The organism is Streptomyces oryzae (genome assembly GCF_017676365.1).
Classification (GTDB): Bacteria; Actinomycetota; Actinomycetes; order Streptomycetales; family Streptomycetaceae; genus Streptomyces; species Streptomyces oryzae.
In genome coordinates, this window is record NZ_JADKMA010000013.1 from 24,152 (window position 1) to 46,683 (window position 22,532).

Genomic DNA, 22,532 nt, shown 5'->3' on the forward strand with positions numbered 1-22,532 from the left:
CCCTGCCAGAGACGGAGAGGTACCCACCCTTGAATGCGGCCCCGGCACAGAAAGTGCTCAGCGCACCCCTCGTCGTCGAGTTCCCCTTCACCCGCTCCCTCGGCCCTGTCCAGAGCGCCTTCCTCACCGGCCTGCGCGAACGCACGGTCCTCGGTGTCATGGCATCGGACGGCCGCGTCCTCGTACCGCCCACCGAGTACGACCCCGTCACCGCAGAGGAGATCCGCGACCTGGTGGAGGTGGGCAGCACCGGCACCGTCACCACCTGGTCGTGGAACGCCGCCCCGCGCAGAGGGCAGCCGCTGCGGCGCCCCTTCGCCTGGGTGCTGGTCCGCCTCGACGGCGCCGACACCGCCCTGCTGCACGCGCTGGACGCGCCGGAGGGGCCCGCATCGGTCCGCACTGGCATGCGCGTGGGCATCCGCTGGTCCGAGCAGCGCAGCGGCGCCATCACGGACATCGCCTGCTTCGAGCCCGTCGGCACCAGCGCACCCACCCACCGCGCCGAGCCGCACACCGGCGCGTTCGCCGACCCGGTCACCGGCATCGTCGCCGAGGCCCGCCTCGACTACACCTACACGCCGGGGCGCGCCCAGACCCGCTACCTCGACGCGCTGGCCGGCCATCGCACGCTCGGCGAGCGCTGTCCGCGCTGCCGCAAGGTGTACGTCCCGCCCCGCGGCGCCTGCCCCACCTGCGGAGTGCCGACCGGCGAGCAGGTCGAGGTCGGCCCGCGCGGGACGGTCACCACGTTCTGCGTCGTCAACATCAAGGCCAAAGGGCTCGACATCGAGGTGCCGTACGTCTACGCGCACATCGCCCTCGACGGCGCCGGGCTCGCACTGCACGGACGTATCGCCGGCATCCCCTACGACCAGGTGCGTATGGGCCTGCGCGTCGAGCCCGTCTGGACCGAGGGCGGACGCCATCCGGACCACTACCGGCCAACCGGCGAGCCCGACGCCGACTACGAGACGTACAAGGAGCTGCTGTGACGAGCCGAGCGGGGCACAGCCGGGCGGGGTACCGCGAGGAGGGCCGCAGAGACGTCGCCGTGGTGGCCTTCGCGCAGACGGCGCACGTACGCGCGGCCGACAGCCTCTCCGAGGTCGAGATGCTGCTGCCGGTGCTGCGCGAAGTCCTCGACGGAACGGGGCTGTCGGCGGGGGAGATCGACTTCACCTGCTCCGGCTCCTGCGACTATCTGGCCGGCCGACCGTTCTCCTTCACCATGGCGCTGGACGGAGTGGGTGCCTGGCCGCCGATCTCCGAGTCGCATGTGGAGATGGACGGTGCCTGGGCGCTCTACGAGGCATGGGTCAAGATCCTCACCGGCGAGGCCGAGACCGCGCTCGTCTACTCCTACGGCAAGTCCTCAGCGGGCGATCTGCCCGAGGTCCTCACCCGGCAGCTCGACCCGTACTACGTCGCGCCGCTGTGGCCCGACTCCCCCTCGCTGGCCGCACTTCAGGCCCGCGCCCTGATCGACGCGGGCGAGACCGACGAACGGGAGCTGGCCGGGATCGCGGCGCGCAGCAGGAACGCCGCACAGGACAACCCGTATGCACAACTGGCCGGCTCGCCCGCCGCCGGCACCCTGCTGGAGGACGACTATCTCGCGCAGCCCCTGCGGCTGCACGACGTTCCGCCCGTCACCGACGGCGCCGCCGCCGTGCTGCTCGCCGCGGGGGACACAGCTCGTCGGCTGAGCCGGCGCCCCGCGTGGATCAGCGGCATGGACCACCGGATCGACCCGCATGGCCTGGGCGTACGCGACCTCACCGACTCGCCCTCCACCCGGCTGGCCGCCGAACGTGCCGGACTGTTCGCTCCGGGGGCACCACCACCGGACGTCGCCGAACTGCACGCCCCGTTCACCTCCCAGGAAGTCGTCCTGCGCAAGGCCCTGCGGCTCGGCGAGGACACCGTCGTCAACCCCTCGGGCGGCCCACTGGCGGCCAACCCCGTCATGGCGGCCGGGCTCATCCGGATCGGCGAAGCAGCAGCGCGCGTCTCCCGCGGCGAGGCCCGCCGCGCGGTCGCGCACGCCACCTCGGGGCCATGCCTCCAGCAGAACCTCGTCGCGGTCCTGGAGGCGGACGGTGGCGAAGACGAAGGAGGAGGGCAGGCATGAGCGGCAAAGAGCCCGTCGGCGTCATCGGAATCGGTCAGACCAAGCACGTCTCGGCACGCCGCGACGTCTCCTTGGCGGGCCTGGTAAGGGAAGCGGCGCTGCGGGCGCTGGAGGACGCCGAGTTGGGCTGGGCCGACATCGACGCCGTAGTGATCGGGAAAGCCCCCGACTTCTTCGAGGGCGTCATGATGCCCGAGCTCTATCTGGCCGACGCGCTCGGCGCGGCAGGCAAGCCCATGCTGCGGGTGCACACCGCCGGGTCCGTCGGCGGCAGTACCGCGCTGGTCGCCGCCAATCTGGTCGCGGCCCGTGTGCACCGCACCGTGCTGACCCTCGCGTTCGAGAAGCAGTCCGAGTCCAACGCGATGTGGGGGCTGTCGCTGCCCGTACCGTTCCAGCAGCCGCTGCTGGCGGGCGCAGGCGGATTTTTCGCGCCGTACGTCCGCGCCTACCTGCACCGCACCTCGGCTCCCGGCCACATCGGCGCACTCGTCGCCTACAAGGACCGCCGCAACGCCCTGAAGAACCCGTACGCGCACCTCCACGAGGAGGACATCACCCTGGAGAAGGTCCGCTCCTCGCCGATGCTGTGGGACCCCATCCGCTACTCGGAGACCTGCCCCTCCTCCGACGGGGCGTGCGCCATGGTGCTGACCGACCGCGCGGGGGCGGCGCGCGCCCCGCGGCCGCCCGCCTGGGTGCACGGCGGAGCCATGCGCAGCGAACCCACCCTCTTCGCCGGCAAGGACGCCGTCTCACCGCGCGCGGGCAGCGACTGCGCCGCCGACGTCTACCGCCAGGCGGGCATCACGGAGCCGCGCCGGGAGATCGACGCCGTGGAGATGTATGTGCCCTTCTCCTGGTACGAGCCGATGTGGCTGGAGAACCTCGGCTTCGCCAAGGAGGGCGAGGGCTGGAAGATGACCGAGTCCGGCGCGACCGAGCTCGACGGCGATCTGCCCGTCAACCCTTCCGGCGGCGTACTGTCCACCAACCCCATCGGGGCCTCCGGCATGATCCGCTTCGCCGAGGCAGCGCTCCAAGTGCGGGGTGCGGCAGGCGCACACCAGGTGCCGGGGGCGCGCAGAGCGCTCGGGCACGCCTACGGGGGCGGCTCGCAGTTCTTCGCGATGTGGCTGGTCGCCGCCGAGCCGCCCGTCTCCTAGCCGTCGGAGCCCCTCGTTCCGCCCGTGCGTTTTCCCCGTGCCGCGCCCTGTCCGAGCGGCCCGGGCCGTGGTTAGGGTGGCGGCCGGGACGACGATGACCGGGAGGAGTACCAGCGTGGCCGACAGCACCATCGGGCAGCCAGAACTAGACCTCAGCCGGGCACAGTGGCAGTCGAGCAGCCGGGGCACCGGCGATGTCGAGATCGCTTTCGTGGAAGGGTTCGTGGCGATGCGGCACGGCCGCCAGCCCGACAAGCCCGCGCTCATCTTCGATCCGGGGGAGTGGCGCGCCTTCGTACGCGGGGCGCGCGAAGGCGAATTCGACCTGACGTAGTGCGCCCTGCCCGGCGCCACGCGCAACGCGCCCGCCTGCCCTCCCGTCTCCTGGTTTCCTGCTTTGCGGCTTTGCGGCTTTTCTGCCTTCCCGCCTACTCACCGCCTCCGCGGGCGTAAGCTCTGCGCATCTGCCCGGAGCGAGCACGGGGAGAACGGCGGAGCGAAGCGGGGGAACGGCGGAAACGGCGAGGACCGAGAGGCTGCGACAGTGGCGCTGCTGGAGCGGGAGGCCGAACTCGCCGCTGTCGAGCGCGGCGTTGACCAGCTGTGCGACAGCGGCAGGCCCGGCGCGTGCCCAACGGACGCCGTGGTGCCGTCGAGGGACTTCGGTGTACCGGCAACCGATTCCGGCACGCCCGCAGCGGGCTTCGGTGCGCCCGTAACGGACGCAGGCCCTCCGCGGACGCGGACCGGCGGCCTCCTCGCCTTCACCGGCCCGGCCGGTATCGGCAAGACCACGCTCCTGCGCGAGACCGCGGCGCGCGTCGCCGCGCGCTCGGGCACCGTCCTGTACGCGTGCGGAGGCGAACAGGAGCAGGAGGTCGGCTTCCATGTCGTCCGCCGCCTGCTGCGACCGCTGCTGCCCGCCCTTGACGAACGTGAACTCCGCGCCGAGCTCGGCAGTTGGTACGACCTCGCCGCGCCCGCAGCGGGCCTCCCGGCACCAGGCGGCGCCGTGGTGCCGCACCCGCACGGTGTACGGGCGGCCCTGGACCGGCTGTTCGCCCACCTCGCGGTGCGCCATGCACCGCTCGCCGTCCTCGTCGACGACGTCCACTGGGCCGATCCCGCCTCCCTCGGCTGGCTGGCCGGGTTCGCGTCGCTCGCCCCGCGGCTGCCGCTGCTGTGTGTGCTCGGCTACGACCCGCGGGAACTGCGCCCGGACGCTGCGGGCTTCCGCGCTGCCGTTGACGGCCCGGCCCGACTGCCTTTCCCGCTGGCCGAGTTGAGCACCGAGGCGGTGGGCGAGCTCGTCGGGGAGTTCTTCGCCGAAGCCGAAGCCGAAGCCGGCCCCGGCTCTGACGCCCACGCGGCCGCCGACGAAGCCGACGCCGCTTTCACCGAGGAGTGCCGGAAGCTCACCGGCGGCAACCCCCGCGCCATGACCGAGCTGCTGCACCGGGCACACGAGGCCGGACTGAAGCCGCACCGGGACAGCCGTGCCCGGCTCGCCGAACTCGGCCCCGCGGCACCCGCGGCTGACGTCCTCCACCGGCTGGAGAACCTCGGCCCGGACTGCGTACGGCTCTGCTGGGCCGTCGCCGTGCTCGGCGCCGACGCCACACTTCCGTTCGCCGCCCGGGTCGCCGGCCTCCGCGGGGAAGCGGCCCGCTCGGCGGCGGACCGGCTGCGCGGCGCGCGGATCCTGGAGGGGGAGCCCGGCGGTGCGGACGCGCCGGTGCGCTTCACCCACCCCTCCCTCGCGGGCGAGGTCTACCGCGCCATCCCGGCCAGCATCCGCACGGCCCTGCACGGCCAGACGGCCGCGGCCCTCGCCGCTGACCGGAGCACCCGCGGCTCCGCCGTCCGTCACCTGCTGGAGGTCCACCCCGACGGCGACCCCGCACTCGTCGGCGAGCTGCGCCGGGCCGCGCACGCGTACACGGCTGCGGGGGCACCCGATGCCGCGTACCGCTGCCTGGGCCGTGCTCTGCGGGAGCCGCCCGCACCGGGTGACCGGCCCGCTGTGCTGTACGAGCTGGCCGCCGCTGCCTTCCGGTCCGACGCCCCGGCGGCAGCCGTCCACCCGCTGCGCGCCGCCCTCGCGGAGCCCGCCTGCGAGGGGGAGCCGCGCGTGCGGGCGGTCCGCCTCCTGGTACGGGCGCTGGGCCGCACCGGGCACCCCGGGGAGGCCCTGCGCACCCTCGAATCGGAGGTACGGCGAGCGCGTGCCCCCGCCGAGCGGGACGCGCTGCGCGCCGAGCTGAGCCTGTGGCGGGCGCTGCACTCGGTGGACGGTGGCGGGGCCGGCGACGAGGACCCATCCCTCCCCGCCCTGCGCGCCTGGCATGCCCTGCGGCGCGGCGAACCGGCCGCAACGGTGCTGCGCCACGCCGAGGAAGCCGTCGCCGGTCTGTCCTGGACGGACGACCCCTGGGGCTGCGAGGTCCCGGCTCTCGTCGCCCGCACGTTCGTCCACTGCGGCCACCTCGAACGGGCCGAGGAGCTGTTACGGGAGGGGATCGCGGCCTGCGAGCGCGCGGGACTGCACAGCGACCGTTACCTGGGCCTGGCCCGCGCCCTGCTGCCGGAACGACCGGGAGAGCCGGGGAAGCGGGCGGTCCCGCGGTAACCGGGCACTGACTGGGGGCGATCACCGGCGGCCACGTACTATTGCGGCATGTCGTTCCTCCGCCGCCGCAGCGCCGCCGTGCCCGCAGGCCCGGACTTCGATGTCCTGGCCATGGACCCGTCCGACTGGCCGGGGAATCTCGGCGCCGGGCTGCTGCCCGCGCCGGACGGGAGCTGCCAGGGCGTCTTCCTGCGCTATGACCTGTTCGGCGGACGCGGCCCCGCGATGATCATCGGCAATCTCCCGGAGGGCTCCCCGGCGCGGGAGGTCGCCGAGGGAGAGGTGCCGTTCGAGGTGGCACAGCTGCTCTCCGCGCTGGAGAACGACGAGCACGTCGAGGTCGTCGGCACCGAGGACGACCCGGTGATGCACGAGGACAACCTGCTGATCGTGCGCCGTATCAAGCTGTCCGAAGACCGGATCTCCTGCGTCCAGTTCGACCGCAGCGACGGTGTGCTGGTCACCATCGCGAGCTGGGACCGGCCCATCACCAACGACCTGTACGCGCTCCTCAAGCCGCTGCCGGCCGAGATGTTCCAGCAGTGATCAACGGCATCCCGGTGCCGTGAGGGACAAGTTCCGTGCGGGCGGTCGGCATATCCACTGCCGACCGCCCTCACGCGCTCAGCGGAGCACGCGCACGTCCTCCGCCTTCACGAACGCCACCCGATGCCCGAGCTGGATCTGGTAGTACCGCTCCTTCCCCCGAACGACCTGGAACTTCTCCGCGTCGGGGTCGTAGGTGACGGCGTACAGATACTCGCCCGGTGTCTGCAGGCCCGCCACATAGCGCTGCCCGGCGGTGACCTTGTACGGCAGCGGTGAGAGCGACTGCACCGGCACGTCCTTGGGGTAGGCGGACTCCTCCGGATACGCGCGCCCGTAGACCGGGATCTCGTCACGCCCCGAGCGGGGAGTGATCACGGTGCCCTTGCCGGGAACGGCCGTCGGCCGGGCGGAGGGATTGTGGAACCACGCCTTCTGGCCGAGGTACCAGATCGCCGTCCAGTCGCCCTTCCGGTCCGCGACCGCGTACTTCTGGCCGGTGGTCGCCCGGGCACCGGTGTCGTTCACGCCCGTGGTCGAGGGCGAGCCGTCGGGCCGCAGCCCGACGTCCTCGACCAGCGGCGCTGAGGCGTCCGGCGCCTGGTACAGCCGTACGGCTGAAGAGCCGTGCGCGGGGCAGGGCTTGTCAGCGGACTCGCACCCGGTGTACACCGGCTTGTTCTTCTCGTAGCCGGGCCGGATCGTCACCACGCCCGACCCGTGCGCCGCCTCCGGGGCGAAGGACTTGCCCATCAGCGTGAAGTAGTGCTGCCAGTCCCAGTAAGGGCCGGGGTCGGTGTGCATGCCCCTGATGCTGGAGGCCGTGGGCCCCGGCACATTGTCGTGGCCCAGGATGTGCTGCCGGTCCAGCGGGATGTCGTACCGCTCGGCGAGGTACTTCACCAGCCGCGCCGAACTGCGGTACATCGCCTCCGTGTACCAGGCGTCCGGGTCGGTCAGGAAGCCCTCGTGCTCCAGGCCGACCGACTTGGAGTTGACGTACCAGTTGCCCGCGTGCCAGGCGGCGTCCTTGTTGCGCACGTGCTGCGCCACATGTCCGTCGGACGACCGGAGCGTGTAGTTCCACGACACGTACTTGGGGTTCTTCACCAGATCGAGCGTCGTCTCGTACGTCCCCTCGGTGTCGTGGACGACGATGTAGTCGATCTTCTGCGACTGGGGGCGCCGCGCCTTGTCGTGGTTGCCGTAGTCCTCCTCGCCGTTCTCGTCGGTCCACTTCTCGTACGGCGCCGGATACCACTCGCAGTCCACCGTCCGCGGGCACTCGGCTCCACCGTCGGCGGGGCGGGTCCGCTCGGAGGTCCGCGGACTGCGCAGCGCCGGGGTGGCGCCGAGGGTGACCGTCTCGCCGGTGTCGGTGGTGCGCCGCTCGCCGGTGCGCAGTACGCCGAAGACGTCGTCGGCGAACGCGGTGGCGCTCGGGCTGTCCTGGCCGCCGCCGGGGAACGCGGCCACAGCCTCGTACCAGTCGGCGGGGTCTGCGCTCAGCGGGTGCCCCAGCCGCCGCTGAGCGTCCGCCAGCAGGGCGGCGCCGCCCTGCACGTTCGCCTCCGTCGAGGAGCGCAGCCGGGCGGCGGGGAGCCCGGTCAGCTGCGCGGCGCGCTTCAGCGTCCGCAGCCGGGCCGGCGGCTTCCCGGTCGGCTTGGGCGCTGCGGCCTCCTGGGCGACGCGGGCCGGACGCGCGCTGTCGCCCCTGGCGTCCTGTCCACCGGCGTGCCCCTGCTGCCGGGAGGAGGCCAGTGCGGTGCGGGCGTCTGTCAGGTGCATCGGGCCGTAGCCGCCGGAGACGCTGGGTGCCCCCTGGTGCGCGTCCCAGCGCGACTGGAGGTACGAGACGCCGAGCAGCACCTTCTCCGGCACGTGGTAGCGGTCGGCGGCAGCCGAGAACTGCTGCTGGAGCGCGTCGCGGCCGACCTGGTCCGCTGTCGCCTGCGTACTTGCCGCGAGCAGCGGAACGACAAGAGCCGCTGCCGCCGCACCGACCGCAGCACAGCGGACGGAACGCCGGGCGGTCCGCGCGGTGCTGCGTCTGTCGCCGCCTCTGCGGCCACGTGGGTGGTCACGTCTGTCGCTGCGGCCGTCGTCGGACGGGGTGCTGTCGGGGTCACGGAAGGGTCGTGGCAATGCCGCCTCCTCGGACTGGGCGCCGTGGGGTCACGTGCGCGAGCAGTCCTCAGACGTACCCACTGGCCGACGATCCGTCAATCATTCCGCGCGGTGGGCACTTTCCCGGGTGAGCGCCCGGCGCAACAGCGCACGTCGCCCTGGTCGCACCGGGTGGCGGGCACCCGTGGCGTCACCGGTGCAGACCGGTGACGCCGCCGATGACGAACCCGATCGGGTGAGCGGTCCGGTTCACCGGGTGCCGACTGCCGCGCGTACCGCCTTTCGCGCAGTCGCACAGTCGTCGTGCAGCCTGCGCAGCAGCAGCCGCTGCTCCTCGCCGGTCGGCATGCCCCCGGCCCGCACCGCGGCGGCGGCCTCCGCCACCACCTGCGGCGACGACTCCCGCATGGTGCGCTGCACCGCCATCTCGTAGGTGCGGATCTCCCGGGTGAGGATCAGCATCAGGTTCACCAGGAAGGCGTCCCGCGCGGCGGGCCCGGCCGCCTGTGCGAGCTGGCTGATCTGACGGCGCGCCAGCGGAGCGTCCCCCAGCACCGCCCACAGCGACGCCAGGTCGTACCCGGGCAGATACCAGCCCACGTGCTCCCAGTCGACGAGCGAGGGGCCTGTCGGGCCCAGCATGACGTTGGTCAGCAGGGCGTCCCCGTGGCAGAACTGCCAGGACACACCGCGCCGGCCACGGGGGCGGCCGGCCTGCACCAGCCCGTGCAGCAGCTTCTGCAGGTCGCCCAGGTCGCGGTCGGTGAGCAGCCCCTGCTCGTGGAAGCGGTTCAGCCGCGCCGGATAGTCCAGGGGCCGCTGGAACATCGCAGACGGCGGTTCCCACTCGTTGAGCCGCCGGAAGCAGCCGATCACCGCCCGCAGATCCGCGCGGGCCGGTGCCTCGAACGGATGCCGCTGCGCCGCCGCCACCCTGCCGGGCACCCGCTCGATCACCAGCGTGCAGGTGTCCGGGTCGGCCGCGATCAGCCGCGGGGTGCGCACGGGCGGACGGTGCCGGACGAAGGCCCGGTAGGCCGCTATTTCGCGCTCGAAGCGCTCGGCCCAGGCGGGGGAGTGGTCCAGCAGGCACTTGGCGATCACGGTGTTGCGGCCGGCCGTGCCTGCCAGCAGCACCGAGCGTCCCCGCCTGCGGAGCAGCTGGACTGGAGTGAACTCCGGGCAGATCCGGTGGATCGAGGCGATGGCGGCACGGAGCTGCGCGCCTTGCGGGCCGGACAAGTCCAGCCTCCCGCTGACGGGTTGGGACACGGTGCTGGGCGCGCGGAAGTCCTTGCGGGCGCCGGTGTGCGGGCCGGGCGGGCCTGGCACGCGCGCTGGACCGCGCGACGGATCGGGAGCCAGCACTGCCGCTCCCCTTCCGTACGGCTGCGGCGCGGGGGCCGCACGCGGCCGGCGCGGCACGGACACGGGGGATGGTGCTGAATACATGAGCGCGCGGGATCCCTTCGTGTGCCGACGGTTTACCGCGCCTCCCCGGTTGCCCGCCCGGACCGAGCACCCTGGGGAATGCGGGCCGGACAGAGCGACCGGGGTGGCGCGTTCCTACAGGACACCGGCGCCCGGGTGGCCCACCATCTGGCGGACCCTGGCGAACCCTGGCGAATGCTCTCGGGACCGCCGTACCGGGTCGTACGGAGGCTACTGTCAACACAGCCGAGAACCTGGGGGCTTGACGTGACAAAGGGACCCAACGCACGCCTCGCGGACCTCTTCGCCCTCGCCGGCTGGTCGAAGGGCGAGCTCGCCCGGCTGGTCAACCGGCACGCGGCGGCCATGGGGTACGCGCAACTGGCGACGGACACCTCGAGGGTGCGGCGTTGGATCGATACGGGGGAGACTCCGCGTGACCCGGTGCCCAAAGTGCTGGCGTCCCTGTTCACCGAGCGACTCGGCCGTGTCGTGACCATCGAGGACCTCGGGTTCACCAGACCGGGACAGACAGCTGCGGGGGAGCCCGTCGAAGGGTTGCCCCTGCCGTCCGGGCAGGTCGCCGCGGTCCTCACCGAATTCACGGGAATGGACCTCATGCTCAACCGACGCGGCTTGGTGGGCGCGGGCGCCGCGCTCACCGCAGGATCGGCACTCACCAGTGCCATGCACAACTGGCTCAGCGCGGACCCGGCCGGGTCCGCGGCGCAGCGTGCCACAGAAGCGGCCGGCGCCGTCCCGGCCGGCCACCCGTCCTACGACCGTTACGAAGCGGCCCCGGTGGGGCTTCAGGAGATCGAGGCGCTGGAGCACTCCGTGGAGGTCTTCCGCGCCTGGGACGCCGCACGGGGTGGCGGACTCCAGCGCAAGGCCGTGGTGGGCCAGCTGAACGAGGTGGGGGGGATGCTCTCCTACCACCACCCCGAAAATCTGCAACGCCGCCTGTGGGGTGTCGCCGCCAACCTCGCGGTGCTCGCGGGGTGGATGTCGCACGACGTGGGTCTGGAGCCCACGGCCCAGAAGTACTTCATCATCGCCGCGCACGCCGCACGCGAGGGCGGCGACCGGCCACGTGCGGGTGAAGCCCTCTCCCGCGCCGCCCGGCAGATGGTGCATCTGGGCCGCCCCGACGACGCCCTCGACCTGGTGCAGCTCGCCCAGTCGGGCTCCGGCGAGGAGGCGCTGCCGCGCACCCGCGCCATGTTCAGCACCATCGAGGCGTGGGCGCAGGCGTCCATGGGCCGGGGTCAGGAGATGCGCCGCACCCTGGGCCGGGCCGAAGAGCTGTTCGCCTCGGACAAGGGCGATGTCGCGCCGCCGAGTTGGATGCAGATGTTCGACGAGGCGGACCTGCACGGGATGGAGGCGCTGGCCTTCCGTACGCTCGCCGACCACGAGCCCGTCGCGGCGCGGACCGCCGAGCACCACGCCAAACGCGCGCTGGCGCTCCGCGAGGAGGGCAGGCAGCGCTCCCAGATCTTCGACTACATCTCGATGGCCTCGGCCTGCTTCATCTCCGACGACCCGGAACAGGCCGACCGCTACGCCCGGCTCGCCCTGCTGTCCATCAACGAGAACTCCTCGCACCGCACCTGGGACCGGCTGCGGGAGATGTACCGGCTCACCGGCAAATACGCCAAGTACGGAAAGATCGAGGAACTCCGCGCCGAGATCCAGGAAGCCCTGCCCCGGGCACCGAAGCCCTCCAGGGGCGGCCCGGGACTCAAGGACGCCGACGAGCTGAAGCGGGCACCCGGCGACATCCGGGACATCCGCGGCGCGCGGGGCTCCAAAGGGGCGAGGGCGAGGTCCGTATGAGGCCCGGCTGAGGCAGCAGCTGGATGGAGTGAGCCGGAAGGGCCCGAAGGCCCGCTCCGGCTCACCGTCTTTCCGGGCCCCTCGTCGGGGGCCTGGTCACAGGGAGACCGGTCACCGGGTCACGCGGGCGACCAGGACGCAGGCGTCGTCCTCGCGCTCCCGGTCGGCGAACTCCTCGGCGACGGTTCGGACGCACTCCTGTGCGGAGTCGGCGCCGCACAGCCGAGGGGCCAGGCCCAGCAGGCGGGCGCTGCCCGCGTGGAGCGCCGGCTGGTGGGGCGTGCCCTGTCCGGGGCTGCGGCCCGTGGCCGTTCCCGGTGGCGCGTGCGGTGCGTCGTCGGGCGCCAGACCATCGGTGTGCAGCACCAACAGGTCACCGGGCTCCAGTTGCTCGGTGCGCTGCCCATACGTCGCTCCGGAGGTGACGCCCAACAGCACACCCTCCGGGCGCCGCAGCACCCTGCCGGCGCCGCCCCGGAAGAGCAGTGGCGGCGGGTGGCCCGCCTGTGCCCAGGTGAGGGTGCACGAGCGTGGTTCGTAGCGGCAGCAGAGCGCGCTGCCGAGGGAAGGCTGCGGCGAGGAGTCGAGCAGCTGGTTCAGATGTCCCATCAGCGCGCCGGGCTCCACACCTGCCAGCGCCATGCCCCGGACGGCGCCGAGCAGCATGGCCATGCCGGAGGTCGCGGTGACACCGTGCCCGGTCAGATCGCCGGCCGTCAGCAGCGTGGCTCCGCCCGGGAGTTCCATCGCGTCGTACCAGTCGCCGCCGATCAGTGCGCTGGACGCGGACGGCAGATAGTGCGCCGCCAGATCCAGCGCACCGGTCGTCCGCTCGTCGCCGTGCGGGAACCGGAGCGAGCCGCGCCAGGGCGGCAGCACGGCCTCCTGGAGCTCGACAGCCAGCCGGCGTTCGGTCTGTGCGAGGTGCCGTTCGCGCTGCAGCGTGTCCCGTGTCTCGCGCACCGCGTGTTCACTGCGCCGCAGTTCGCTGACGTCCCGCAGCACGGCCCACATCGAGGCGGTGCCCCCCTCGTCGTCGAGCACCGGCTCGCCGACCATGTGGACGGTGCGCAGCGCGCCGTCGGGCCGTACCAGACGGAACTCCCGGTCGATCGCCCTGCCGTCCACCAGGCAGTCGGTGAACGCGGTCGCGAGCGCGCTCTGGTCCTCGGGGACGACCCAGGAGGGCAGCTCGTCCAGGGAGAGGGGGCCGTCCTGCTCGGTCCTGCCGAAGATCCGGTACAGCTCCGGTGACCAGGAGACCGCGTCCGTCAGCAGGTTCCACTCGGCGCTGCCGACCCGGCCCACCAGCTCGGAGGCGGGTCGGTGGCCGGGCGCCGCCGCAGGGCCGTAGGCAGCGCCGGACGCCTCGTCCGCCGTGCTATCGGGCGGCTGGTCGGCGGACGGCCAGGACCGGGGGGCCTGCGGGGGCATGCCCTCGCGTAATTGGTCGAGCTGGCTGCCCAGGTCGTCGAGTTGGTGCACGGCCAGTTCGCACAGCGCGCGCTGCCACCGCGTGCGCGGGTCCGCACCGGAGACCCCCGGGTCCGGTTCGAACGTTTCCCTCGCGCTTCCTCCCGCGCCCCGACGTACCGCGTCGAGGCCGCCGCGCAGGGTGCGCGCCTGGCTGATCAACGCGTCCAGAGTGCCGCGGTCCGGCGGCTGCGGTGCTGAGTGGTCCGCATGGAGGTGGGAAGCCATGGAGAACTCCGATACGGGGGAGAGTCGGTTACGACTGTGGCACAGCCCGCGACTGCCCGTAAGGGATTCGGCCACACTCGATGCGGTGGTGCTGCTGTCATATGTCGGTACGGGCGGTCGCTTCTGTCGATACGGGTAGACGGCATACGTCCCCGGGGGACCGCCGGGTCGGCGGAATGTTTGGTTCCGGGTAGGCTCCAGCTCTTGACCGGGCACTCGCTCCGCAAGGTAAAACGCAGGAGTAGAACCGCGGTCACCGGCAAGAATGCCGGGCAACGGAAATCCCGTTGCCAGCCGAATACCCCGCACCGGATGCTGACTCTTATGTTCGTCGATTCCGTCGATTCAGACATAGCGCCCAGTGGCACGCTGCTCGGCCTCCTCCAGAGGGGCCGCGGCGACGGGACGCTGCACGCCCTCGCGGCGCCGCGCTCCGAAGCGCTCGCCGCGCTTCGGCAGTGCGTCCTGCACGACCCCAGGCGCGACTGGCAGGTCGAACACCGCTCCCTGTACTACGCGCGTCTGCACAGGGAGCTGGACGCCGGTCCCGACGACATCGCCGCACACCTCTTCGACCCCGCCGACCTGCTGTGCACCCCCGAGGAGGCCGAGGTCCGCACCGGGCTGGCGCTCTCCGTCCTGGGGCACCTCGCCTCCTACGCGGCGGCGCAGGGCGACAGCTGGCGGGAGAACGCTCCGCTGCGGCTGCTGCGCCGCTATGCCACCACCGGCACCAACTGGCAGTGGGCCCTGGACGAGCTCGCCGTCCGCGACGACGACGCCGGGCTGCGCCCGCTGGGCCCCGCCATCCTGGCCCGCTTCCCCAGAACCCCCGAGGGCGACGCCGAGCTGGCCGAAGCCGCGCGGGACGCCTTCGAGCCCCGCCCCTGGCGGCTGTGGGCGGAGGATTCCACCCACCCCGAGCAGGCCGACCGGCTGCGGCGGGTCCAGGAGTGCCGCTCCTTCGACCGATGGCAACGCCAGCTGCGGACCCCGGGCCCGCGCCCCGGGTGGAGCGTGCGCGAGATCCTCGAATGGGCGCAGGACGGGTACGAGCAGCACCCGCGCCAGCACCGCGAGGCGCCCGCCGCCCGCTGCCTGGCCGCCGTCGCCGGGCCCGAGGACCGGCCGCTGCTGCTGGCCGCCGCACGCGGCCCGCAGGAGGCCGCGCGGGCCGCGGCCCTGCGGCACCTCGCCGACCACGACGACGCCGACGTGCTGGACCTCATCGAGGAGGCCGCCGCCGATCCGGCCGAGACCGTCGGCCGCGCCGCCCTCTCCGCCTTCGCCCGTATGCGGTCCCTGACCGCGCTGGAGCGGGCCAGGCGCTGGGCGGCGGCCCCCGAGGGCGCCCTGCCGCCCGGGCTGGCCGCTGTCGCCGCCGAGATGCTCGCCTGCCGGGGCGGCGAGCAGGACGCCGACGCCGTGCTCGCGGCCCTGCGCCGCACCATCCGCCTGGAGGGCCCCGACAGTGCCGCACTGTGGCCGCTCGTGGACGGCGCCGGGCGGCTGTCCATCAGCTGCGCCGCGCCCGTGCTCCGGCACATCTACCGCGAGACCGCCTCCTCCCAGCTCAGAGGCCGCACCGCGCGCTCGCTCGCCGCCACCGATCCGTCCTTCCCCGCCGGGTTCGCCATCGAGTGCCTGTGGGACTGCGAGGAGTCCACCCGCCAGGTCGCCGCGGAGTGCGCCGCGACCGGTGACGCCCGCGTGGTGGAGCGCCTTCGGCGGCTCGCCGCCGATCCCGCGGAGGAGGCGGGAGTCCAGACCGCGGTTCGCGGGCGGCTCGCCCCGCCCGCTTAGGCTTCCGGCCTGGCGGCTTGCCCGGGCGATTCTGCTTCGGCTTTCCGCCTGTGCGGGTGCGCCGTTGCGGCGGATATGGGTCGGGCCCACCATGGGTGGGGTGGGTGGTCGTTGGGAGTTCTGGGTCGACCGGGGCGGGACGTTCACCGATGTGGTCGGGCGGCGGCCGGACGGCACGCTCGTCAGTGAGAAGGTGCTCTCCCACGATCCGGGGCGGCCCGGCCGGGACGCCGCGGTCGCCGGAATCCGCAGACTGCTGGAGCTGCCGCCCGAGGCCCCCGTACCGGCCGACCGGATCGATGCCGTCAAGATGGGCACCACCGTCGCCACCAACGCCCTCCTGGAGCGCAAGGGCGAGCCGACCGTCCTGTTCACCACCCGCGGCTTCCGGGACGCCCTCACGATCGCGTACCAGAACCGGCCGCGCATCTTCGACCGGCACATCGTGCTGCCCGAGGCGCTGTACGACCGTGTCGTGGAACTCCCGGAGCGGACGGGAGTGGACGGCACCGTCCTACAGCCGCTCGACCGGGAGGCCGCGGCAGCCGAGCTCCAGGAGGCATACCGCGCGGGGTTCCGCAGCGCCGCCGTCGTCCTGCTGCACGCCTACCGGCACCCCGCGCACGAGCGCGAGGTCGCCCGGCTCGCCCGCGAGGCGGGGTTTGCGCAGGTGAGCTGCTCACACGAGGTCAGTCCGCTGATCAAGCTGGTCCCGCGTGGGGACACCACCGTCGTGGACGCCTATCTGTCGCCCGTGCTGCGCCGCTACGTCGAGGAGGTGGCCCGCGAACTGAGCGGGGTCCGGCTGATGTTCATGCAGTCCAACGGAGGGTTGCGCGAGGCCGGGCACTTCAGGGGCAAGGACGCGGTGCTCTCCGGACCGGCCGGCGGGGTCGTCGGGATGGCCCGCAGCTGCGCCGAGGTGGGGCACGAGCGGGTCATCGGGTTCGACATGGGTGGTACGTCCACCGATGTCTCGCACTATGCGGGCGCGCTGGAGCGGGTGTTCGGCACGCAGGTGGCCGGGGTGCGGATGCGGGCTCCCATGATGGACATCCACACCGTGGCGGCGGGCGGCGGTTCGGTGCTGCACTTCGACGGCGCCCGCTTCCGGGTGGGCCCGGACTCGGCGGGCGCGGTCCCGGGGCCCGCCTGCTACCGGCGCGGCGGCCCGCTGACGGTCACCGATGCCAACGTGATGCTGGGCCGGGTACAGCCCGCGCACTTCCCCGCCGTCTTCGGCCCCCGAGGTGACCAGCCGCTGGACACGGAGGCGGTCCGGGCGGGCTTCACGCGGATCGCCGAGGAGACCGGCGACGGGCGCACCGCCGAGCAGGTCGCGGCCGGGTTCCTGGAGATCGCCGTGCTCAACATGGCGAACGCCGTCAAGAAGATCTCCGTACAGCGCGGCCACGACGTGACCCGTTACGCGCTGGCGAGCTTCGGCGGCGCCGGCGGGCAGCACGCCTGCGCGGTCGCCGACGAGCTGGGTGTCGGCACCGTGGTCGTACCCCCGCTCGCCGGTGTGCTGTCCGCGTACGGGATCGGCGTGGCCGACGCCACCGCGCTGCGGGAACAGTCCGTCGAGGGTGAGCTGACCGAGGAACGGCTGGCCGGGGTACGCGAGTTGTGCGCCCGGCTGGAGCGGCGGACCCGCGAGGAGTTGCGGGCCGACGGCATCCCCGACGCGGCGATCGGCACGGCCGCCAGGCTTCAGCTGCGGTACGCCGGGACGGATGCCGTGCTGACGGTGCCGCTGGGCGGTGCGGCCCGGATGGCGGAGGATTTCGCGGCCGAGCACCGGGCGCGCTACGGCTTCACCATGGACAAGCCGCTGGTGATCGCCACAGCCGTGGCCGAGGCGACCGGCACCGCCGGCCCCGTGACCGCACACCCGGTCACTCCGGAACCGGGCGAGGGCAGCCCGGAACCCCACGACGTGGTGCAGATGTTCACGGGCGGGAGGTGGTGGGAAACGCCGCTGTACCGGCGCGCTGAGCTGCGGCCGGGGCAGCTCGTGACCGGTCCGGCCGTCGTCGTGGAGCCGGACGCCACCACGGTGGTGGACCAGGGCTGGGCAGCCGCGGCAGATCCGCACGGACATCTGGTGCTGACCCGGGTGCGGGCACGGGAGGCGGCGCCCGCTGTCGGCACCGAGGCCGATCCGGTGCGGCTGGAGGTCTTCAACAACCTCTTCATGGCGATCGCCGAGCAGATGGGCGTCCGGCTGGAGAAGACGGCGCACTCCGTCAACATCAAGGAGCGCCTCGACTTCTCCTGTGCGCTCTTCGACCCCGAGGGCAACCTCATCGCCAACGCACCGCACATCCCCGTGCACCTGGGCTCGATGGGCGACTCCATCAAGGAGGTACTGCGGCGCACCGCCGGGCAGCTGCGCCCGGGCGACGTCTACGCGGTCAACGACCCGTACCACGGCGGCACCCACCTGCCGGACATCACCGTGGTGACGCCGGTTTTCGGCCAGGGAGGCGACGGCGCGGTGCGGGACCGGCTGCTGTTTCTGGTCGCCTCACGCGGCCACCATGCCGAGATCGGCGGGCTGACCCCCGGTTCGATGCCCGCCTTCAGCCGCACTGTCGAGGAGGAGGGCGTGCTGTTCGACGCGTGGCTGCTGGTGCGCGACGGGCGGCTGCGCGAGGAGGAGACCCGCGCCCTGCTCACCGGAGCCCGTCATCCCTCGCGCGATCCGGACACCAACCTGGCCGACCTGCGCGCCCAGATCGCCGCCAACGAGAAGGGCATCGCGGAGCTGCGCAAGATGACCGAGCAGTTCGGCCTCGATGTCGTACAGGCTTATATGCGGCACGTGCGGGACAACGCCGAGGAGTCCGTACGCCGTCTCATCACCCGGCTGAGCGACGGCAGTTGCGCCTACGAGACCGACAGTGGGGCCGTCATCCGGCTGGCCGTCACGGTGGACCGCGCCAACCGCACTGCAGTGCTCGATTTCACCGGGACGTCGCCGCAGCGGGACGACAACCTCAACGCGCCGAGCTCCGTGGTGACGGCAGCGGTGCTGTACGTCTTCCGGACACTGGTGGCCGACGACATCCCTCTGAACAGCGGCTGTCTGACGCCGCTGGAGGTACGCATCCCGGAGGGCTCGATGCTGTCGCCCGTGTACCCCGCCGCAACGGTCGCGGGCAATGTGGAGACGTCACAGGCGGTCACCGGCGCGCTCTACGCGGCACTCGGCGTGCAGGCCGAGGGCTCGGGCACGATGAACAACGTCACGTTCGGCAACAACCGCGTCCAGTACTACGAGACGGTTGCCAGCGGCTCCGGGGCCGGCGACGGCTTCGACGGCGCCGACGCGGTGCAGACCCATATGACCAACTCGCGGCTGACCGACCCCGAAGTGCTGGAGTTCCGCTACCCGGTGCGGGTGGAGGACTTCCATGTGCGCCGCGGCAGCGGGGGAGCGGGCCGCTGGCGGGGCGGGGACGGGGTGGTGCGGCGGCTGCGGTTCCTGGAGCCGGTCACAATCGCGCTGTTGACGGGACACCGGCGTATCGCCCCCTACGGCATGGCGGGCGGCCACTCCGGCGCGCTGGGCGCCAATGTGGTGGAGCGCGCGGACGGCACGCGTACGGAGCTGGCCGGACGTGACGTGGCCGAACTCGGCGCCGGTGATGCCCTCGTGCTGTACACCCCGGGCGGTGGCGGCTACGGCACCCCGCCGTCGGTATCGCCATCGGCATCGCCACCGTCGCCGCCGCCACCGTCAACGGATCGTTGAACGATTCTGCGATCCCGTGTTGTCCCGTTTCGGAAACTGGGGTTGACTTCGGTCATGAGCGACAACGTGCTGGACGAACTCGGCGACGACCGGAAGCTGTTGGGGCGTACCAGCACGGCGGAGCGGGTCGCGGGCATCCTGCGCACCCGGATCATCGAGGGCGGTTTCCAGCCGGGCATGCGGCTGGCGGAGGAGGGGATCGGCAACGCGCTGGGCATCTCCCGCAATACCCTGCGCGAGGCGTTCCGGCTGCTCACCCACGAGCGGCTGCTGGTGCACGAGCTCAACCGCGGTATGTTCGTCCGCAAGCTCACCGTCGAGGACCTGGAGGACCTCTACCGCGTCCGCCGCCTGGTCGAGTGCGCCACCCTGCATCAGCTGGCGGCGCCGCCCTACCCGGCGGCGGCCATGTCGGCCATGGAGTCGGCGGTGGCCGCGGGGCGGCGGGCGGCGGCCGAACAGCGCTGGCGCGACCTGGGAACGGCCAACATGCACTTCCATCAGGGACTGGTCGAGCTGGCCGAAAGTCCGCGCACCGACGAGATGATGCGCGGGGTGCTGGCCGAACTCCGGCTCGTCTTCCAGGTGATGGAGAACCCCCGCCGGTTCCACGAGCCGTATCTGCCGCGCAACGAGGAGATCCTGGACGCCCTCCGCCGCGGCGACGCCTCAGGTGCCGAGCGGCTGCTTGCCGTCTACCTCGACGACTCCCGGCGCCAGCTCGCCGAGGAGTACGCGCGCCAGCTAAGCTGACGGGTCGGCCGGGGAACGCCGGGGAACGAGCCGGGAACCGCCCGGGAACCGTCCGGACCGTGACAACCGTGCCGTTTCGGATCTTGTCAGTGTGACCGCTTAATGTGTCCGTCGTGACTGAGAGCGCCACCACGACGAGCAGCCCGGCGAGGACAGGTGTGTCCGTGCCCTCTCCTGCCCCGGGACCGGCGGCCGACGAGGGCCTGGCCCGCCGACTGCGCGCGCTCGCCTGCACGGCGCCGCTGCACGACCTGGACACCCGCAAGGCCAACCTCGCCGGGGAGTACAGCACCTATGAGATGGCCGAGCTGGCGCTGGCCGCCATCGACCTGGTCACGCTCCAGATGGACTTCGACACCGGTGCCGACCACGACCAGATCGTCGCCAAGCTGCTGCCCCGCGTCGCGGCCCAGGCTCCCGCACGCGATGCCGCCGAGCACGAACGGGTGGCCCGCTGGGTCCTGGAGAACATGATCAACGTGGGCAGCGTGGACCGCGGCTTCCGCGCCGTCTACGGCACCTTCGGGCCCGACGGCAGCTACGTACGGCGGGACTACGACTTCAAGCTCATCGAGGAGGTGCCGGGCCCCGGCGGCAGCGTCTATCTGCGCACCACGGACGAGGCGGTCAACGTCCTGGTCGGCGCGCTCGACACGGACGTCACCAGCGCCCAGATCGCCGCCGAGGTCAAGCTGGAGGTCCTCATCAGCCGCGGCCGGCTCGCCGACGCGCAGCTCGCCGCCGAACAGGCCCGCTACCGCACGGTCCAGTACGCGGAGACGCTGCGCCGCACCCTGGAGGCCACCCGGCGGGACGTCCGTGCCGTCGACTGGCTCAGCGCCGTCCCGGACATGATCAACGAAGCGCTCGACCACGTCGCCGACCGCTACCGCCACGAGAACGCCATCCTCACCAACATCCGCAAGGCGCGCGACGAGGCTGCTTCCGAACGGGGCCCCGACCACAAGCGGCGCGCCGCCGAGCTGGTCGACATCGTCAAGGACTGCATCCGCCGCCACACCCAGCTCCAGTCCCGGCTGCTGGAGGCCGGACCGCTCTTCCGCGCTGAACAGGACCGGCAGTCCTTCGCACCGCCCGCGGCCCGCGCCGGGCTCGACCTGTACGGCCAGCTCCTCGCGCCGGTACTGCCACTGCCGCTCGAGCAGGCCGCGCGGGTGACCGACGCCTTCTTCGCGCGGGGCACCGGGCTGCGGACGCCGGGCGCCCTACGGCTGGGCGACCTCACGGACATGCTGCTGACACCACCCGCGCCCCGGGAGCACCTGGGCGCCGAGATGCCCGAGCCCGATCTGGTCGCCACGCCGGACGACAGCCGCTTCAGCGAGGAGCAGCTCGCCGTCGCCATGGAGCTGCTGGAGCTGCCGCCCGACGCGCCGCGCCGCCTCTCAGGCCTGCTGGCCGAAGCCCGGCGCCGCGACCCGGACCTGCCGTACCTCATCGCCCTGCTGGCCGTGCACGCCGCCAGTCCACCGGTCGGCACGGCGTATCGCCAGGGAGAGGAGCGGCTGTTGTTCGCCGTGGACGACGGCACCCCCTTGGACGACGAGGAGTTCGGCGGTGCCGACCTGATCGTGGGCACGGCACTGCTGGACGCGGCCGGGATGGCCGCGGACCGAACGGAGGCCGCATGAACCGGACGAGCGACCATGACTGACTTCGCACCGGAGCCCGACCCGGACGACGGGTTCGGCAACGAGAGCTCCGCACCCTCCGCACCACAGGTGACCCCAGCGGACGCGGCCGACGCTGCCCGTCTCGTCTCGTTCGGACTGCACCCGAAGCTGGCGCCCGCCAGGGACGCCGAGTACACCGAACTGCTGCGCCGCTACCGCGAGGAGCCCGCCTTCGCGCGGCTGGCCGACGCGGTGGCCACCGGCCTCGGCCTCGTCGTGCTCGAGGTCTCCACCCGTACGGGCATGGCACTGGCCGCCGCCGAGGACTCCGTCTTCGCGGTCCGCATGGGCGACTACGCAAGGCGGGCCGGCGCCGACTCCACGGACCGCTTTCTGCACGGCCTGGCCCATCTGGCCTGCGCAGCCATGGCCTTCCCCCGCCCCGAGGACCTGGCCGACGACGGCTACATCGGCCGTATCACCGTCAACGGCGTGGACTCCTTCGTCCGCCAGGCGTGCCGCAAGCTGGAGGAGCGGGCCGAGGCCGCGGGCGAGAACACCGACCCGGCCACCGAAGCGCCGGGCCTGGAGGCCGCCTGGCGGGTCTACGCACGGCGCAGCTCCACCGGCGCCACCAAGGACGCCCGCAGGCTCGCCGGCTCCACCACCGGCATCATCGCCAAGGCCGTCGCCTTCCTCGCCGACTCCGGATTCCTCCAGCGCACCGGGGACGAAGCGGGCGGCACCTACCGCACCACAGCCCGCTATCAGTTGCAGGTCCGCGACATGGCGGGCAGCGCCGCCATGGCCGAGCTGCTGGAGCTGGGCGTCGTCCCGGTTTCGGACGGCACGGCCAGCCTGCTGCCGCCGCCGGACGGCGACGACCTGGAGCCGGCGCCGGACGCCGGACTGCCCTTCCACTCCTGACCGACCCCGTCCCGATCCCGCCGATCCGCACCGCCGGCACCCGCCGGCTTCCACCACCGATCTCCGCCGATCTTCAACGAGA

At 72.7% G+C, this 22,532-nt stretch carries 15 protein-coding genes; 12 read left to right on the forward strand and 3 right to left on the reverse strand.

Annotated elements, in window-relative coordinates:
* Positions 1-53 precede the first annotated feature (53 nt).
* The 6 genes from ITI46_RS04535 (at position 54) to ITI46_RS04560 (ending at position 6,475) form a co-directional block, all read left to right on the forward strand.
* Positions 54-995 (forward strand): Zn-ribbon domain-containing OB-fold protein, encoded by a 942-nt coding sequence (locus ITI46_RS04535; protein ID WP_307808057.1) that lies wholly within the window; start codon positions 54-56, stop codon positions 993-995.
* Positions 992-2,134 carry a thiolase family protein gene (locus ITI46_RS04540; RefSeq protein ID WP_209238060.1) on the forward strand — a complete coding sequence of 381 codons (1,143 nt, stop codon included), beginning with the start codon at positions 992-994 and terminating at the stop codon, positions 2,132-2,134. The genes ITI46_RS04535 and ITI46_RS04540 overlap by 4 nt, the downstream gene beginning before the upstream one ends.
* Positions 2,131-3,300, forward strand: coding sequence for a thiolase family protein (locus ITI46_RS04545; protein WP_209238061.1), 1,170 nt, complete (start codon positions 2,131-2,133; stop codon positions 3,298-3,300). The genes ITI46_RS04540 and ITI46_RS04545 overlap by 4 nt, the downstream gene beginning before the upstream one ends.
* Positions 3,301-3,394: 94 nt before the next feature.
* Complete coding sequence (locus tag ITI46_RS04550) at positions 3,395-3,634, forward strand: DUF397 domain-containing protein (protein ID WP_209238062.1); 240 nt, start codon at positions 3,395-3,397, stop codon at positions 3,632-3,634.
* Positions 3,635-3,844: 210 nt separating this feature from the next.
* Positions 3,845-5,929 (forward strand): AAA family ATPase, encoded by a 2,085-nt coding sequence (locus ITI46_RS04555; protein ID WP_209238063.1) that lies wholly within the window; start codon positions 3,845-3,847, stop codon positions 5,927-5,929.
* A gap of 48 nt (positions 5,930-5,977) precedes the next feature.
* Positions 5,978-6,475, forward strand: a complete 498-nt coding sequence (locus tag ITI46_RS04560) for a hypothetical protein (protein WP_209238064.1) — start codon at positions 5,978-5,980, stop codon at positions 6,473-6,475.
* A gap of 78 nt (positions 6,476-6,553) precedes the next feature.
* On the opposite strand, the gene ITI46_RS04565 is transcribed toward ITI46_RS04560, so the two are convergent.
* Complete coding sequence (locus ITI46_RS04565) at positions 6,554-8,620, reverse strand: N-acetylmuramoyl-L-alanine amidase (RefSeq protein ID WP_209238065.1); 2,067 nt, start codon at positions 8,618-8,620, stop codon at positions 6,554-6,556.
* A gap of 231 nt (positions 8,621-8,851) precedes the next feature.
* Positions 8,852-10,054 carry an aminoglycoside phosphotransferase family protein gene (locus ITI46_RS04570; protein WP_209238066.1) on the reverse strand — a complete coding sequence of 401 codons (1,203 nt, stop codon included), beginning with the start codon at positions 10,052-10,054 and terminating at the stop codon, positions 8,852-8,854.
* Positions 10,055-10,300: 246 nt separating this feature from the next.
* On the opposite strand from ITI46_RS04570, the gene ITI46_RS04575 reads away from it, so the two are divergent.
* Complete coding sequence (locus ITI46_RS04575; protein WP_209238067.1) at positions 10,301-11,872, forward strand: DNA-binding protein NsdB; 1,572 nt, start codon at positions 10,301-10,303, stop codon at positions 11,870-11,872.
* A gap of 111 nt (positions 11,873-11,983) precedes the next feature.
* Here the strand turns inward: ITI46_RS04575 and ITI46_RS04580 are convergent, their stop codons facing one another.
* Positions 11,984-13,573 carry a PP2C family protein-serine/threonine phosphatase gene (locus ITI46_RS04580; protein ID WP_209238068.1) on the reverse strand — a complete coding sequence of 530 codons (1,590 nt, stop codon included), beginning with the start codon at positions 13,571-13,573 and terminating at the stop codon, positions 11,984-11,986.
* A 324-nt stretch (positions 13,574-13,897) separates the two neighbouring features.
* Between ITI46_RS04580 and ITI46_RS04585 the strand changes: the two genes are divergently transcribed.
* The 5 genes from ITI46_RS04585 to ITI46_RS04605 all read left to right on the forward strand — a co-directional run bounded on the left by ITI46_RS04585 (position 13,898) and on the right by ITI46_RS04605 (position 22,450).
* A complete protein-coding gene (locus tag ITI46_RS04585; RefSeq protein WP_209238089.1) occupies positions 13,898-15,376 on the forward strand; it encodes a HEAT repeat domain-containing protein in 1,479 nt (492 codons plus the stop codon).
* 100 nt (positions 15,377-15,476) lie between these two features.
* Positions 15,477-19,136, forward strand: a complete 3,660-nt coding sequence (locus ITI46_RS04590) for a hydantoinase B/oxoprolinase family protein (protein WP_209238069.1) — start codon at positions 15,477-15,479, stop codon at positions 19,134-19,136.
* 54 nt (positions 19,137-19,190) lie between these two features.
* On the forward strand, positions 19,191-19,889 hold the full coding sequence (locus tag ITI46_RS04595) for a GntR family transcriptional regulator (RefSeq protein ID WP_209238070.1): 699 nt from the start codon (positions 19,191-19,193) through the stop codon (positions 19,887-19,889).
* A 113-nt stretch (positions 19,890-20,002) separates the two neighbouring features.
* Entirely contained in the window at positions 20,003-21,541 is a 1,539-nt protein-coding gene (locus tag ITI46_RS04600) for a hypothetical protein (RefSeq protein ID WP_209238071.1), read from the forward strand.
* 15 nt (positions 21,542-21,556) lie between these two features.
* On the forward strand, positions 21,557-22,450 hold the full coding sequence (locus ITI46_RS04605) for a hypothetical protein (protein ID WP_209238072.1): 894 nt from the start codon (positions 21,557-21,559) through the stop codon (positions 22,448-22,450).
* The last annotated feature ends 82 nt before the right edge of the window (positions 22,451-22,532 follow it).